This is a genomic window from Rickettsia felis URRWXCal2 (assembly GCA_000012145.1).
GTDB classification, from domain to species: domain Bacteria; phylum Pseudomonadota; class Alphaproteobacteria; order Rickettsiales; family Rickettsiaceae; genus Rickettsia; species Rickettsia felis.
In genome coordinates this window covers 201,783-214,997 of record CP000053.1, presented here as the reverse complement: position 1 = coordinate 214,997, position 13,215 = coordinate 201,783, and the positions used below count along the sequence as shown (strand labels likewise).

Below are 13,215 nucleotides of genomic sequence, written 5' to 3'. Positions count from 1 at the left end.
TTAAACGAGTATACATTATTTCTTCCATCTATTATGAAACCAAAACCACTGAGAAGGATTTTGCTTAACCCATTCTCCTAGCATTTGATTAATATTAAGCATAATATTATAGCAATCGGCTTTATTATCGCCGGTTTGCTCAAACTTTAATTGCGGGTGAACTATTACTTTAAAATAACTGCCTTTAGTTCTAATGATTTGGCAAGGTATAATTGGATATTTATACTGCAAAGCAATTTTAGCTATGGCGTTTGCAGTCATAGCAGGATGTCCTAAAAAAGGCACTTCAATTCCATCGTTCATTTTTTGATCAACAAGCATAACAATAGATTCACTCTCCTTGATAGCCCTAACTAAAGCTCTGCTACCGTCAGGACCTTTCGGTATAAGCCTCAATTTATCACTAGTCCGACTTTCATTAATTAGCTTATTAACATACGGGTTATTTGCCTTACGATAAATTACAGCAAATTTCGGATAAGATTTATGCAGAAGATTAAGACCGATATCCCAATTGGCAAAGTGACCACTAAATAATAAAAAGGGTTGCTCTCCTAGCTTTTTAATATTCTCAATACCTATTATCTCGGCTCTATTTTCTAGCTCAGCTTCGCTCATTTTATTAACATAAGCACTTTCACCGATGAATCTACCGAAATTATCCCAAGTTTGATCTATGATTTTTTCAACATCACACATATCGCCGAATACTGCTTTAATATTTCGTCTAGCAATTTTATTAACGGCGAATAATATACCGACTTTTCTTGCTATAAAACTACAAATATCTGCCGCTTTATCTACACCGAATATTCCTATTACTTTAAGGAATATAACGACGATAAAATACTCAATTAAATATCTGAGCTTTTTTAAAAATTTTTTCATTTAATAAATCAGGGTTGTTTATAGATAGTTCTACATCTAAACAGACAATATTATTATTTAAATCATTGAACTTAATATGATCTTTTCGTGTAGTAATTAAGGTAGCATTATGCTCTTTAGCTAATGAATATAAATTTTCCAAATCTGCTTGTAAATAATTATAATGATCAGGAAAAATTTTGTAACCGGTTATATTCAGTCCATAATTTTTTAAAGTCGAAAAGAAACGCTCAGGATTACCGATACCGCTAAAAGCAAAATAATTTTTAGTTTTGTCTACATCACTTGAGGGAATTATTTGAGCATTGATTAGCTTATCAATATAAGGAGTTAAAATATTCGGTATTTTATCATTGGTACTACTGACTAAAAAAATTAAATCAGCTGTATCAAGGGCTTTATTTGGATATTGTCTTAAAGGACCGGCAGGAATTAGAAAGCCATTGCCGAAAAGCCTTTGGCTATCTACTGAAACTATAGTAAAATCTTTATGAAAATAAGGATTTTGTAGAAAATCGTCAATTATTATTATATCAGGTTTAAGCTCGTTAATTAATGGTAAAATCTCTTTAATATTTTTAGTAGCAATAACTGTTCCATACTTTGCAAGTATTACTCCCTCATCTCCTACCTCTAATGCTGTATGTCCTTGATGTATGGTAGTTGCACTTTTAAGGTTACTACCATAAGCCTTAGTTACTATTACAAAACTTACATTTTTAGCTCTCAGTAATTTGGCTAGATACATTACTATCTGTGTCTTACCCGTACCTCCTACACTACAATTACCGACACAAATAACTTTAGCAGGTAACATAATAGGACGTGCTAAACTAGCTCGTAAATAGCCTAAAAATTGATATATCAAGCTTATAGGCAAAAGCAAATAAGCTATAATATTTCGCTTCTGCCAAAATTCAGGATATAAAAGTTTGATCATAGTTAATGTATATCATGTTAATAGTGGTTTTGTTGTATGGCTCGGAAATCGTCATTGCGAGCGACCATAGGGAGCACGGCAATTCAGCAATAAATTTTATAGCATTTTTTACTAGATTGCTTCGTCAATTTCTTCGTAATTTCCTCGCAATGACAGAACAATCAACATTTACGGCAGTTAAAAATAAAGTCAAACGGATTGATTGCTTTGTTATCTAGTAGAATTTCAAAATGCAAATGCTCACCCGTAGCATTACCGGTTTTTCCTTGTATACCGATAAATTGACCCCTCTTAATTTTATTTCCTTCCTTAACTGACATTTCCTTTAAATGAGCATATTTCGTAACAAATTTGCGTCCATGTTTAATCTCAACAAAATTTCCGTAGTCAGGTGCTCTTGCTGCTTTTATAACAATTCCACTTGCTGCTGCATATATCGGTGCTGCTTTTTTAGCTTGCAAATCAATACCGCTATGGAAACATTTCTTTTTTCTTTTCTTTTTATGAGGACTTTTCCTAGTTCCGTAATGGCTAGTAATTTTCGGCTCATATTCCGGCATCATAAGCGGTATTGTACTAATTATTTTATCAAGCTTGGTTAATTCCGAGATATTATTCCTATGAGTTTGTTTTTTTGCAAAATAGCTAGCTTCCGGTTTAGAGAGAAACTTATATTTTGAATTTAGCTTTGTTACAACTGTCTTTATATCAGCTATTTTTATTTCGGCTGCTTTATTAAATTCTGCCGGATTTTTATTATGGAATTTTTGTAGAAAAATCTTATTTTGTTTAGGGTTATTAATTATTAGACCTAAGTTTTTTGCATATATACATTTGCTATTTTTATTTGTTAAATCATACTGTACTACTAAATCCGCATGACTGATTTTATATTTTTGCTTTAATTGAGATGAAGTAGTAGAAAGTAATGTAGTATCACTAGATTCTTTAATACTACTGCAACCTTGAACAAGAAAAACTATAAACAGTAAAAAGATATATTTTTGGAAAGACATTAAAGATCACTATACTCCTGTGAAATGAAGAGTTGGTATACGAAGTTCAACTTGGAAAAGAGCAGCATTTTGAAGCTTTTAACCGCAGCATACATACTAGTACGTGAGGATTAAAAGCAAAAAATAACAAAGCCAATTTTTCAAGTTCAACGAGTATGATACGTAAATTTTAAATTAAGAGATGCACTTAAATATTTCGTTAATTTTTCTAATTCCTCTTTTATATTTGGAGGATTAATTAACATTAACCCACACTTTACCATATTTTTATCACTATTTAAAAGCTCATATTCAATAATCATAGTTTCTTTAAATCCGATATTCTTGTAATTGTGGTAAAAATCACGGATCAAAGGTAAATCTTTTATAGGATACCAAATTAAGACGGGATTATTAAGAACTCGTAGCTTAATTTTTTTAAGTGCTTCGAGTAGTTTTTGAAACTCATTTCTGACCTCAAAAGGCGGATCAAGAAAAATTAATCCTCTATTCTCTTTAAAAGGTAGAAAAGCTTTTATAGCATTATAAGCATCTATGTTGTGAGCATTAATCGGTAATAGTTGTTTTAGGCTCAAATAATCGCTTGGATGAAGCTCACAGGCAATTAAACGATCATTTGGTCTTAATAATTGCTTAATTATAAAAGGTGAGCCTGGGTAGTGATTTTCTCCCGCTATATTTATTATATTTAAGAAAGTTTGTAAGAGTAGAGGGATAGGATTGGTAGCTTGCAGTAATTTATTAATACCCGTATCGCTTTCTAGAGTTTTAGAAGCCGCCTCCGAGTTTAAATCGTAAAGACCAAGACCTGCAAAAGGTTTTTCTTTTTTCTTAAGCTGTTCTAAAATGCTAATTAGCACTAAATGTTTGACTATATCGGCAAAATTGCCTGCATGATAAATATGACGATAGTTCATTTTAAATTAATCATAAATTTCACTTCTATGACCAACTCGCTCGCATAGTTCTATGTCATTCCCGCAGAAGCGGAAATCCAGAAAAAAATTAAATAAATTCAATAATCGGTTATAAAAATTAACTGCACTTACGCTTGTTATTAATACTGGATTCCCGCTTCTGCGGGAATGACATAGAACATATACTTTATAAACCATACTTCTTTTTTAAAAATTCCGTTGCTTCTTCTGAGGTATAAAATTTTTTATTTGGATTATTACTTCTTGCTAAAGCAATTTCTGCATCTTCTCTATCTTCTTTTAATTCACGTAAATAATTTTTAATTGCTTCTCGTATTAGCTTAGATTTAGGTATCTCTTCTAATTTAGCTACAGTTGTTATACAGTTGTTAATTCATTGTTTAGATCATCAGGAATAACAATACTATGTCCCATAAATATCTCCTATATGTTTAATTATATATTATATCATAGTATAATTTACTGTGCAATCTTTCGTAAAAACAGTGTTACTATAGCCTTTAATGAGATATTCTTTAAGTAAGTTAGTAGCCCACTTTCTAAAAGCAATCCCTCTCCTAGAATTTACCCTATACCCGACTGATATTATTGCATCTAAATTATAATATTCTACTTGGTATATTTTACCGTCAGCGGCAGTATGTGCAAAATTTGCACATACTGCATTATCTAGTTCTCCTTCTTTTAGAATTTTATTAATATGCTTTGTAATAACTGTTCTATCTCTATCAAAAAGCTTGGCTAATTGATTTTGAGTTAACCAAACCGTATCATCATATAATTGTACATCAACATTAACTTCCCCATTTTCATCTTGATAAATTACTATCTGACTTTCCATTTCTTTATTCATTAGCTCTTATTCCTCTAGATATGCTTTACCATCGGTGGTAACTGTTGCAAAAAATGCAACAGTTACTTTTCCTAAACATTTTTTATAAGCGTAAGCCATTCTTCTTCACCAATAATTTTAATATTAAGCTCTTTAGCTTTTTTAAGCTTACTGCCTGCATCAACGCCTGCTACGACTAAATCCGTATTAGACGATACGCTAGCTGCAACTTTAGCCCCAAGTTTTTCAGCCGTTGCTTTAGCTTCAGCTCTAGATATGGTTGGTAAGCTACCGGTAAATACTATTATCTTACCCGTTAAACTGCTTTGTTCTCTAGTCTCTTTATAATCTTCAATATTTAATACTTCACCAAGTTTTTTGATAAGCGTGGTATTTTCTTTAACATCAAAAAAATCAATAATATCTACTAGAATCTTATCACCGATACCCTCTAAATCATTTAGTTTCTGATAGATATCCAAATCATTTTTACTAAGCAGTTCCATTTGAGCTATAAAATTAGCATAGCTGCCAAATTCTCTAGCAAGCAATTTAGCGTTTTGCTCACCGATATGCCTAATACCTAGAGCGTATATGAATCTTGGCAAGCTAACATTTTTTGATTGCTCAATATTTTTAAAAAGATTTTCTACTGACTTTTTACCCCACCCATCCATATTTTCAAGCTTTGTTAAGCTAGAGTCATTTTTCTCTTTCAAAAAGAATATATCGAGAGGATTACTAATCAACCCCTTATCTATTAAAAACTCAACTTGTTTACGCCCCAGCCCCTCAATATCCATAGCATTTTTCGATACAAAATGACGGATACGCTCATAATTCTGAGCAGGACAATTAAGACCGTTATCACAGCGTATAATAATATCTTCAGGCGCATAATGCAACTTAGAATTGCATGAAGGGCAAAATAAAGGAGTATCAAATGCTATTGTATCATTAGGACGTTTCCCTATATCAACTCCCGTGATTTTAGGGATGACGTCACCGGCACGCTGCAAGAACACATAATCGTCGATACGTACGTCTTTTCGCATGATTTCTTGAAAATTATGCAGCGTTGCTCTGCTAACAGTCACCCCGCCTATTTCTATAGGTTCAAGCTCGGCTACCGGCGTTAACGTACCGGTTCTACCGACTTGCACCGTAATAGAAAGCAGTTTTGTTCGTCCTATTATAGCAGGAAATTTATGAGCGGTAGCAAATCTTGGAGATCTAGCAATAAACCCCATTCTATTTTGCAATGCAAAATCATTTAGCTTATATACTACCCCGTCAATTTCATAAGGTAAATTTTCTCTATTTGTTTTGAGATATTCATAAAAGGTGAAAATTTCTTCTTCGGAATTTGTAAGCTTAGATATTTCATTAACGCTAAAGCCGAATTCTTTTAACTTTATAAGTAGTTGCTCTTGTGAAGAAGCGAGATTCTGCTCAGTTACTCCTCCTGAATAGACAAAATATTTGAGAGATCTTTGAGCCGTAATAGAAGCATCAAGCTGACGAAGAGACCCTGCAGCAGCATTACGAGGATTGGCAAATTTATCTCTGCCCTGCTCTTCCTGTTCTTTATTTAGATTTAAGAAATCTTGTTTTTCAATATAAATCTCCCCTCGTACTTCTAAAAACTCCGGAGCATTATCTATTTTATGAGGAAAGTTTTTGATTGTTTTGATATTTGCCGTTATGTCTTCACCAACATATCCGTCACCTCTTGTAGCTCCCGTTGTAAGCAGCCCGTTTTTATAAATAGCAGAAAAAGACAAGCCATCTATTTTAGGCTCACAAAAAATAGGAGCAAACTCATCAAGGCGTAAGAAATTTTTTATGCGATCTACAAAATCTCTTACGTCCTGCTCATCAAAAGCATTACTAAGAGACAACATCGGTATTTGATGCGTAATTTTAGCAAATTTGTTTGTTATTTTAGCCCCTATTTTTTTGCTAGGACTATTTTCTAAAACTAAATGAGGAAATTTCTGCTCTAACTTGAGATTGGTATTAAATAGCTGATCATACTCGCTATCAGAAACTAAAGGATTATCCTCTATATAATAAGCATGATTATACGCTGCTATTTTATCAGCTAATTCTTCTAGTAATTTTTTTGCTTCTTCTTCAGATATTAAATCAATATTTTGCATTAGGAAATCATGTTTTTTAAGTGACTTTGTTGTATTGATCAAGAAAAGCATCCTATGTCATTCCTGCGAAAGCAGGAATCCAGAAAAAATTGTCTTAATATTGACAAAATAAACCTAAAAAAACAAGTTTTTTTGTCGGCTTTACTGGATTCCTGCTTTCGCAGGAATGACATCGAACAGGTTTTTCTAGGTCATATGATAAAACAAACCATTTTAAGAATCAAAATCAAAATCTTTACCTAGCTTAATATATTTCCTAATACGGCTCATGAGGTTTTGAAAATATGTTAGATTATGCCAAGTCATTAACATTGCTCCAAGTATTTCACCGATTCTAACTAAAAGATGCAGATAAGCTTTACTATAGTTTTTACAAGCAGGGCATAGGCAATCATGCTCAAGCGGCTCGTTATCATCGGCGTATTTGCTATTGCGGATATTTACCGTGCCGTATTTTGTAAAAGCCTGACCGTTGCGTCCTGAACGTGTCGGGATTACGCAGTCAAACATATCTATACCTCGACGTACAGCACCGATAATATCAGCAGGCTTACCGACTCCCATTAAATAGCACGGCTTATTTTGCGGCAGAAAATCGGGAGCATAATCAAGTACTTTAAACATAAGCTCCTGCCCCTCACCTACCGCAAGCCCGCCTATAGCATAACCCTCAAAATCGAGTTCTACTAAATCTCTAGCTGACTGCTCACGTAATTCTTCGTAAACACTACCTTGAATAATACCGAATTGTGCATAGCCATCTCTTTTAACAAAGGCATTACGTGATCTATTCGCCCATCTAGTCGTAAGCTGCATAGAAGTTTTAGCTTCTTCAAAGGTTGCAGGATAAGGCGTACATTCATCAAAAGCCATAGTGATAGTACTACCGAGTAAATGTTGTATTTCGGTAGAACGCTCAGGCGTTAACATATATTTATCACCGTTAATATGAGAGCTGAAACTTACTCCTTCTTCGGTTATTTTGCGTAACTTCGATAACGACATTACCTGAAAACCGCCGGAATCGGTTAATATCGGCTTATCCCAATTCATGAATTTATGCAAACCACCAAGACGTGCTATACGCTCGGCAGTCGGCTGAAGCATTAAATGGTAAGTATTTCCGAGTAATATATCCGCTCCGGTTTCAGCTACTGATTCAGGCAGCATTGCCTTAACGGTTCCTCTAGTACCGACCGGCATGAAAGCAGGGGTACGAATCTCACCGTGTGCGGTTGTGATAACACCGTTTCTAGCTTTTTTATGCTGATGATGAATATTAAAAGAAAATTTTGACACTGATAATCACTTATTTTTAAAAGCAATATCTTAGCATACTATAATTTATCCTGGAATATAAAAATTAAGATTAAAGGTCGCAATACTTAAAAAATCATCAAGTATTGAACCACAAAGTTTTAACTCAGTATAAGATTTATTATATATTTCCGTTTTAATCAGTCCAAGTAAATATAAAGTCCCAATTACTGAAAAGAGAACTATACTGTTTGGAGTGTTTAATAATTTATCTTCAATAAAAGCAGTAATGGTTCCTTTAGGCTCGTGTAAGATTTGAGCAACTAGCTCTCTTAAAATAGCATGATCAAATGAGCTTTGCTCTAAGATTTTTAATATAGTGAAATTATTTTGCCGACAATATGAATTAAGGAGTTCTTTACGACGCTTACGATCTTTAGAATTTGAAAGTGGTGTTAGAAAGATTATTATTTTTTTAGTAGAAGTCATTTTGATTTGCCCCGTTTAGTTAAACTTAGATTTTTAAGTTTTAACCACCACAAAATATTTCATGGTGGTTGGGGAGTTAGAAAAACCGCTACTAACAGTTCACAATAGATTTTAAACTCAAAGTAACATCTAAGCTCTGGACATGTCTATCGTCATCCCCAACCATAAATGCTGAGGATTGCACCATATAATGGCTGATACATAACCATAATAGCAAGAGGTTTCTAAGCCCCAAAATAGCATTTTGCCATTCCGGTTATGATTCTATATACAACTTCCCAAAAAAGTCAATTAAACTTTACGTTTTATTATTTTTTTCCTTTTCTAATCTAGTTTGTACCTCTATAAGCTTTTGACAAAATGCGATAAAATTCCTCGCTGCTTGTCGTGCTTGTTCTTCTGTGATTTCACCGTTATAAGCATTATAAATAGCTTTAACTACATTATTAAATTTTTCTTCTATTGTTTTTTTATTCATAATGTTATTCCTTTCTGTTAATGATAATTTTTTCAACTCTAAATAATTATATTTATAGGTAAATTAAATTTATAAAACTATAATTATTACAATCAATAATTATAGTTATTGACTTATTTTAATTACTTCTATAGATTACTTCTCTTAAATGATAATTAAACTCTGTCATTCATAATATAATCTAATTTTTAAGAGTTAAAATATGGAAAATAAAGAAGAAGAAACTTTAACCTCTGAGTTAATAATAGATGAAGAGGAGGAAAAGCGTTTAAAAGCTCAAAATGCAAGGAAAGAGCTTAAGTTAATATTAATAACATTTGCTATTATTCTCACTAGTTTTTTAACTTTTTGTTATTTCTTTTTTAACTATATAGAAGAAAAAGCAGCAGAGTATAAATTACAGCAAGAACAAGAAGCAAAAGTAAATAATAAAATAGAATGAAGTTGTTTAAATACAATGTAATCAAAAGTTATTAATCTATTTAAAGTTAAAAAATTATTTATTATTGCGATTTTTTAACTTTTGCTTTAATTGTAATCAACTATTATTAATATAAATAACTTTTATGGAAGATATAAGCTCTTGGAAAGAAAAGTTTAAAATTTGCGTTTACGCTAAAAAGCTGATTGATAAACTCGAATATTTAAACACTAAAGTAAAAAATCCTGTTGATATAGAGGAAATCAAAAAAGGTATCTACTACGTCCGTAAATATCACGGCTTGCAAATGCGTTAATCAGGCGATCCCTATTACTCTCACCCAATTGAGGTAGCGATTATGCTTGCGGAGTTTGTAGCAGACGAAGCCCCTAAGCTTTTTACTTCTAATATGATAAATACTGCTCTACTTCACGATACTATTGAGGATACAGAACTTACTGCAGAGATGATTACCGAAATTTTTGAAATAGAAGTAGCTAGACATGTAGAGGGTTTAACTAGAATCAAACCTTATGGAAAAATCAGTGCCGAGGAAAGCTTAAACCTGTTAATCAAACAAAAAAGATATGACACCGTACTTATAAAATTATTTGATCGTATTCATAATGTACAAACATTAGCAGCTAAATCACCTGAAAAAGCAAAGAAGATCATTTTGGAAACATTTAAGAAATTTCTAGTTGTTGCTATACATTTAGAGTGTTATGAAATTGAAGAAAAGTTTAATGAAATTTGCTATAGGTTTTTATACAAAGACAAATTTTCTCAACAAAAACAAATATCATTATTCACCATGAATAACCTGCTTCTTTTTCCAACTTTTGAAAATGATTTAGACCAAACATACAAATTATAAGTAACGGAACCATCACAACAAACAAACCATATTGACTCAAATATTTTGTTAAATATATAATTCCAAACGAAGTAATTATATACATTAAAGCTCTAGAAACAGCATATATCATACTACTATAAGTAAAGCGTTTAAAAACCGGAAAATGCCTAAAAAAGATTGAAACAGCAGGAACAGTATCAAATGAACATATTATCAAACCTATTTGAATTAAAAGAAGTTGGAAAGGTGTAGTTGTACTTTTTAAAAGGTATGGTGAAAATAGAATAAATATAAAGAGTAAAGCTAATTTTACTCTAAGAATTTTTAAAAGATATATTTTATAACTTAGAAAACATATTAAAGACATACTAGCTAGGTGGAACATTGAAATAATAAAATTATGATGAATAACCTGAGCTGCACTATATCCAAATGAATTCTTTAAAACTTTACCGCAAGTAATATAAGTATAGTAGAAACATATGGGCCAAGCACAACTCATTATGAAAAAATATATAGTTGTCTTCTTATTAGGTTTTTGGTTAAAAATTTCATCGTTTTTTAATTCTTTTTTGTCGATATTTGCTTTTTCATATTTTCGTAAAAGTCTAGCACTTGCATCTACAAAATCAGGCGTTTCTCTAAGATGAGTTCTAGCATAGCCTCCTACAACTGCAATAATTGCACCTATCCAAAAGGCAAGACGCCAATTAAATCCTTGAGTAGTAACCAAAGATGCTATAGCTAAAGCAGCAGTTGTCCCAATTACTGATGCTACGGCGATAAAAGAAACTACGGGATATTGTATAGGTGGTTTTGTAATTTCAGTTAAATAAAGTTCTGCTCCCACTATTTCACCTACAGAAGCCATACCTTGAATTGCACGGCAAATTGTGATTAATACAGCAGCAAAATAACCTACTTGTTCATAAGTAGGAGCATTCGCCATAATTATACAGGATAAAGCCATTAAGGTAGTTGTCATAATAACAGTAGACTTTCGTCCTAATTTATCACCTATTCGACCGAAAACATATGCTCCTAGTGGTCTAAATATAAAGGTAGAACAAAAGGTAAAGGCAGAGAGAAGAGAAGCTGCACTAGAATCATATTTAGGAAAGAACAATTCATTTAACAATACTGCTAAATGGACGTACAACATTAAGTCAAAATACTCAAGAAAAGTAGCTGTAGATAAAATTCCTGTGGCTTCTTTTTGTTCTCTTGTTAAGCTTCGCTGTTCTTTTTCATAGCCTAGCATAAATTCTTTACAAAAAATTAAATTGTAAAGAAACTTATACTGTTTTATATAAAAGTCAATAGGAAATTTCGCTTTACACGATAAATAAGAAAATGAAGTGCAACTTAATACACTTCATGGATTGAATAAGATTTTTTAAAGAATAGCTAATCCTATTTCAAAAAAATCTTATAATTTGTGGCAAAAAAACATTTAATTATTTATTAGCACAATAAATATGTGATAAATAAACTAATTGAAAGAAAAAAATAAGTAATATATAGTAATGGTTCATTTTTAGATTGAAAAGCAAAAATACTATACTATCGTTGGTAGTTATAATTAAATATATTTAAAATATGCTTTTTCAATCACTAAATTTATACTCTATCTTAGTTGCAGGTCTTACAGCTACAATTATCGTTTTTATGCGTCAATTATCTTATTACAAACAGCAAATTATTAATAAGGATTTAAAAATGGTACCTGCATATTTTGATAAAAAAATGTTATATAAAATTCTTAATAATAACTGCGATAGATATTCTGCTCTTGAAATGATTAAATCATATTTTAAGTTGAAAACTGCAAGATCATTATCATATGAAGAACTTCAAAATCATCAGCAATTAAGCGAATTATTTGGAGATTCTTTAAACTATTTTATTGATGATTTTATATCAAAATCTGATAAATCAGTTGTAGCAAATAAAGCGTTTAGTATACAAGATGAATATAACAATACTCATAAATTATATGTGTTTTTAGAGAAAAATAAAATATCGGACAAAACACATCAAATGCTTATATATGTTAAAGTACCTTATATAATGACCAAAGACGACGAAGAAAGCTTAAATACTTTCATACACTTGGCTAAGATAATGTAGATTTACCAAAAAATTAAGAAAGAAGAATAACTAATTTAAGAGTGAGCTTAATGAAGCTATAAACGAATCGTGACTGTTCATTGTCACCTAGTTCGTTTGACCAGTGTTGTTGCATGGCTCAAGAAAACTGCTAGGTGTCATTCCTGCGGAAGCAGGAACCAGCATAAAGCAAGATAACCTAAGCTTTTAATTTCAAAAATTTGCTGTATTTATACTTTTTGTTTGGATTCCTGCTTTCGCAGGAATGACATAGTCACAGCGAATCTTACAAAAATTGAAACTGTATTTGTTAAGTTAAGACAGAGTTATTTAAAGCTCGGTTTAGAATTACCTAAACCGAGAAATAAATTACTACTTACCTAAAAGTGGATATGTAACATTTTTTAAGAATTTTCTTTTAATATAAGTACATACTAAAAATGTCAGTACGGTACTTGGAACATAGCGAATTATCGTAGGTAAATATCTTATTAAGGTCTTAGTTGAGACTAAGTCAGTAAACGGCGTACTTATGCTCCCTACTAACTCTCTACTTTTGGACCTTAAAGAATCTAGAGTACGATATCTATTTTTGTATTTTAAATAACATCTAACAGCTTCAATAACTATAGAAGATATAATAGAAATTATTCCGCTTTGCATAAGAAAATAAAATTCCATACTATCCGAACAATAACAATAATTAGCAATAATTATTAAAACTAAACCTAGAATATTAAAAAAATAGACAAATGGTTTGCCATAAGATTTCTCTTCTTGCTTAATGCTACTTTTTAATAATTCATATATTAGAGATTTTAACATT

At 31.5% G+C, this 13,215-nt stretch carries 15 protein-coding genes; 4 read left to right on the top strand and 11 right to left on the bottom strand.

Features of this window, described 5'->3' with window-relative positions; genetic code table 11:
* Positions 1–15: 15 nt before the first annotated feature.
* The 9 genes from RF_RS01080 to RF_RS01040 form a co-directional block, all read right to left on the bottom strand.
* Positions 16–888, bottom strand: coding sequence for a lipid A biosynthesis lauroyl acyltransferase (locus RF_RS01080; protein WP_011270549.1), 873 nt, complete (start codon positions 886–888; stop codon positions 16–18).
* Complete coding sequence (lpxK, locus tag RF_RS01075) at positions 851–1,828, bottom strand: tetraacyldisaccharide 4'-kinase (protein ID WP_011270548.1); 978 nt, start codon at positions 1,826–1,828, stop codon at positions 851–853. The genes RF_RS01080 and lpxK overlap by 38 nt, the downstream gene beginning before the upstream one ends.
* Positions 1,829–1,989: 161 nt before the next feature.
* The gene (locus tag RF_RS01070; protein ID WP_011270547.1) at positions 1,990–2,844 is read right to left on the bottom strand and encodes a M23 family metallopeptidase; all 855 of its coding nucleotides are present in this window, start codon (positions 2,842–2,844) and stop codon (positions 1,990–1,992) included.
* A gap of 146 nt (positions 2,845–2,990) precedes the next feature.
* Positions 2,991–3,761 (bottom strand): 23S rRNA (adenine(2030)-N(6))-methyltransferase RlmJ, encoded by a 771-nt coding sequence (rlmJ, locus tag RF_RS01065; protein ID WP_011270546.1) that lies wholly within the window; start codon positions 3,759–3,761, stop codon positions 2,991–2,993.
* Positions 3,762–4,224: 463 nt separating this feature from the next.
* Positions 4,225–4,635 carry a virulence RhuM family protein gene (locus tag RF_RS11135; protein ID WP_011270545.1) on the bottom strand — a complete coding sequence of 137 codons (411 nt, stop codon included), beginning with the start codon at positions 4,633–4,635 and terminating at the stop codon, positions 4,225–4,227.
* Between the two features lie 71 nt (positions 4,636–4,706).
* Positions 4,707–6,776, bottom strand: coding sequence for an NAD-dependent DNA ligase LigA (gene ligA, locus RF_RS01055; RefSeq protein ID WP_039594843.1), 2,070 nt, complete (start codon positions 6,774–6,776; stop codon positions 4,707–4,709).
* A 213-nt stretch (positions 6,777–6,989) separates the two neighbouring features.
* Positions 6,990–8,075 (bottom strand): tRNA guanosine(34) transglycosylase Tgt, encoded by a 1,086-nt coding sequence (tgt, locus tag RF_RS01050; RefSeq protein WP_011270543.1) that lies wholly within the window; start codon positions 8,073–8,075, stop codon positions 6,990–6,992.
* Between the two features lie 45 nt (positions 8,076–8,120).
* Positions 8,121–8,522 (bottom strand): hypothetical protein, encoded by a 402-nt coding sequence (locus tag RF_RS01045; RefSeq protein WP_011270542.1) that lies wholly within the window; start codon positions 8,520–8,522, stop codon positions 8,121–8,123.
* A gap of 298 nt (positions 8,523–8,820) precedes the next feature.
* A complete protein-coding gene (locus tag RF_RS01040) occupies positions 8,821–9,000 on the bottom strand; it encodes a hypothetical protein (protein ID WP_039594807.1) in 180 nt (59 codons plus the stop codon).
* A 202-nt stretch (positions 9,001–9,202) separates the two neighbouring features.
* Here RF_RS01040 and RF_RS01035 point away from each other — a divergent pair, with 202 nt between their 5' ends.
* From RF_RS01035 to RF_RS01025, 3 genes are all read left to right on the top strand, one after another.
* Positions 9,203–9,442 (top strand): RP671a family tick cell line-upregulated protein, encoded by a 240-nt coding sequence (locus RF_RS01035; protein WP_011270541.1) that lies wholly within the window; start codon positions 9,203–9,205, stop codon positions 9,440–9,442.
* 124 nt (positions 9,443–9,566) lie between these two features.
* Positions 9,567–9,737 (top strand): hypothetical protein, encoded by a 171-nt coding sequence (locus tag RF_RS11880; RefSeq protein ID WP_011270540.1) that lies wholly within the window; start codon positions 9,567–9,569, stop codon positions 9,735–9,737.
* Positions 9,738–9,779: 42 nt separating this feature from the next.
* Entirely contained in the window at positions 9,780–10,298 is a 519-nt protein-coding gene (locus RF_RS01025; protein ID WP_011270539.1) for an HD domain-containing protein, read from the top strand.
* On the opposite strand, the gene RF_RS01020 is transcribed toward RF_RS01025, so the two are convergent.
* A complete protein-coding gene (locus tag RF_RS01020; RefSeq protein WP_011270538.1) occupies positions 10,231–11,541 on the bottom strand; it encodes an MFS transporter in 1,311 nt (436 codons plus the stop codon). The genes RF_RS01025 and RF_RS01020 overlap by 68 nt on opposite strands.
* A gap of 338 nt (positions 11,542–11,879) precedes the next feature.
* Here RF_RS01020 and RF_RS01015 point away from each other — a divergent pair, with 338 nt between their 5' ends.
* Complete coding sequence (locus tag RF_RS01015) at positions 11,880–12,410, top strand: hypothetical protein (RefSeq protein ID WP_011270537.1); 531 nt, start codon at positions 11,880–11,882, stop codon at positions 12,408–12,410.
* Positions 12,411–12,761: 351 nt separating this feature from the next.
* Here RF_RS01015 and RF_RS01010 read toward each other — a convergent pair whose 3' ends face one another.
* Entirely contained in the window at positions 12,762–13,214 is a 453-nt protein-coding gene (locus RF_RS01010) for a hypothetical protein (RefSeq protein WP_011270536.1), read from the bottom strand.
* Position 13,215: the final 1 nt, after the last annotated feature.

What these genes read in the sequence shown, in the direction of transcription:
- RF_RS01080 (WP_011270549.1), bottom strand. Translation starts at nt 888, where the DNA reads ATGAAAAAATTTTTAAAAAAGCTCAGATATTTAATTGAGTATTTTATC.
- RF_RS01070 (WP_011270547.1), bottom strand. Translation starts at nt 2,844, where the DNA reads ATGTCTTTCCAAAAATATATCTTTTTACTGTTTATAGTTTTTCTTGTT.
- RF_RS11135 (WP_011270545.1), bottom strand. Translation starts at nt 4,635, where the DNA reads ATGAATAAAGAAATGGAAAGTCAGATAGTAATTTATCAAGATGAAAAT.
- RF_RS11880 (WP_011270540.1), top strand. Translation starts at nt 9,567, where the DNA reads ATGGAAGATATAAGCTCTTGGAAAGAAAAGTTTAAAATTTGCGTTTAC.
- RF_RS01025 (WP_011270539.1), top strand. Translation starts at nt 9,780, where the DNA reads ATGCTTGCGGAGTTTGTAGCAGACGAAGCCCCTAAGCTTTTTACTTCT.
- RF_RS01035 (WP_011270541.1), top strand. Translation starts at nt 9,203, where the DNA reads ATGGAAAATAAAGAAGAAGAAACTTTAACCTCTGAGTTAATAATAGAT.
- lpxK (WP_011270548.1), bottom strand. Translation starts at nt 1,828, where the DNA reads ATGATCAAACTTTTATATCCTGAATTTTGGCAGAAGCGAAATATTATA.
- RF_RS01040 (WP_039594807.1), bottom strand. Translation starts at nt 9,000, where the DNA reads ATGAATAAAAAAACAATAGAAGAAAAATTTAATAATGTAGTTAAAGCT.
- ligA (WP_039594843.1), bottom strand. Translation starts at nt 6,776, where the DNA reads ATGCAAAATATTGATTTAATATCTGAAGAAGAAGCAAAAAAATTACTA.
- RF_RS01045 (WP_011270542.1), bottom strand. Translation starts at nt 8,522, where the DNA reads ATGACTTCTACTAAAAAAATAATAATCTTTCTAACACCACTTTCAAAT.
- rlmJ (WP_011270546.1), bottom strand. Translation starts at nt 3,761, where the DNA reads ATGAACTATCGTCATATTTATCATGCAGGCAATTTTGCCGATATAGTC.
- RF_RS01010 (WP_011270536.1), bottom strand. Translation starts at nt 13,214, where the DNA reads ATGTTAAAATCTCTAATATATGAATTATTAAAAAGTAGCATTAAGCAA.
- RF_RS01020 (WP_011270538.1), bottom strand. Translation starts at nt 11,541, where the DNA reads ATGCTAGGCTATGAAAAAGAACAGCGAAGCTTAACAAGAGAACAAAAA.
- RF_RS01015 (WP_011270537.1), top strand. Translation starts at nt 11,880, where the DNA reads ATGCTTTTTCAATCACTAAATTTATACTCTATCTTAGTTGCAGGTCTT.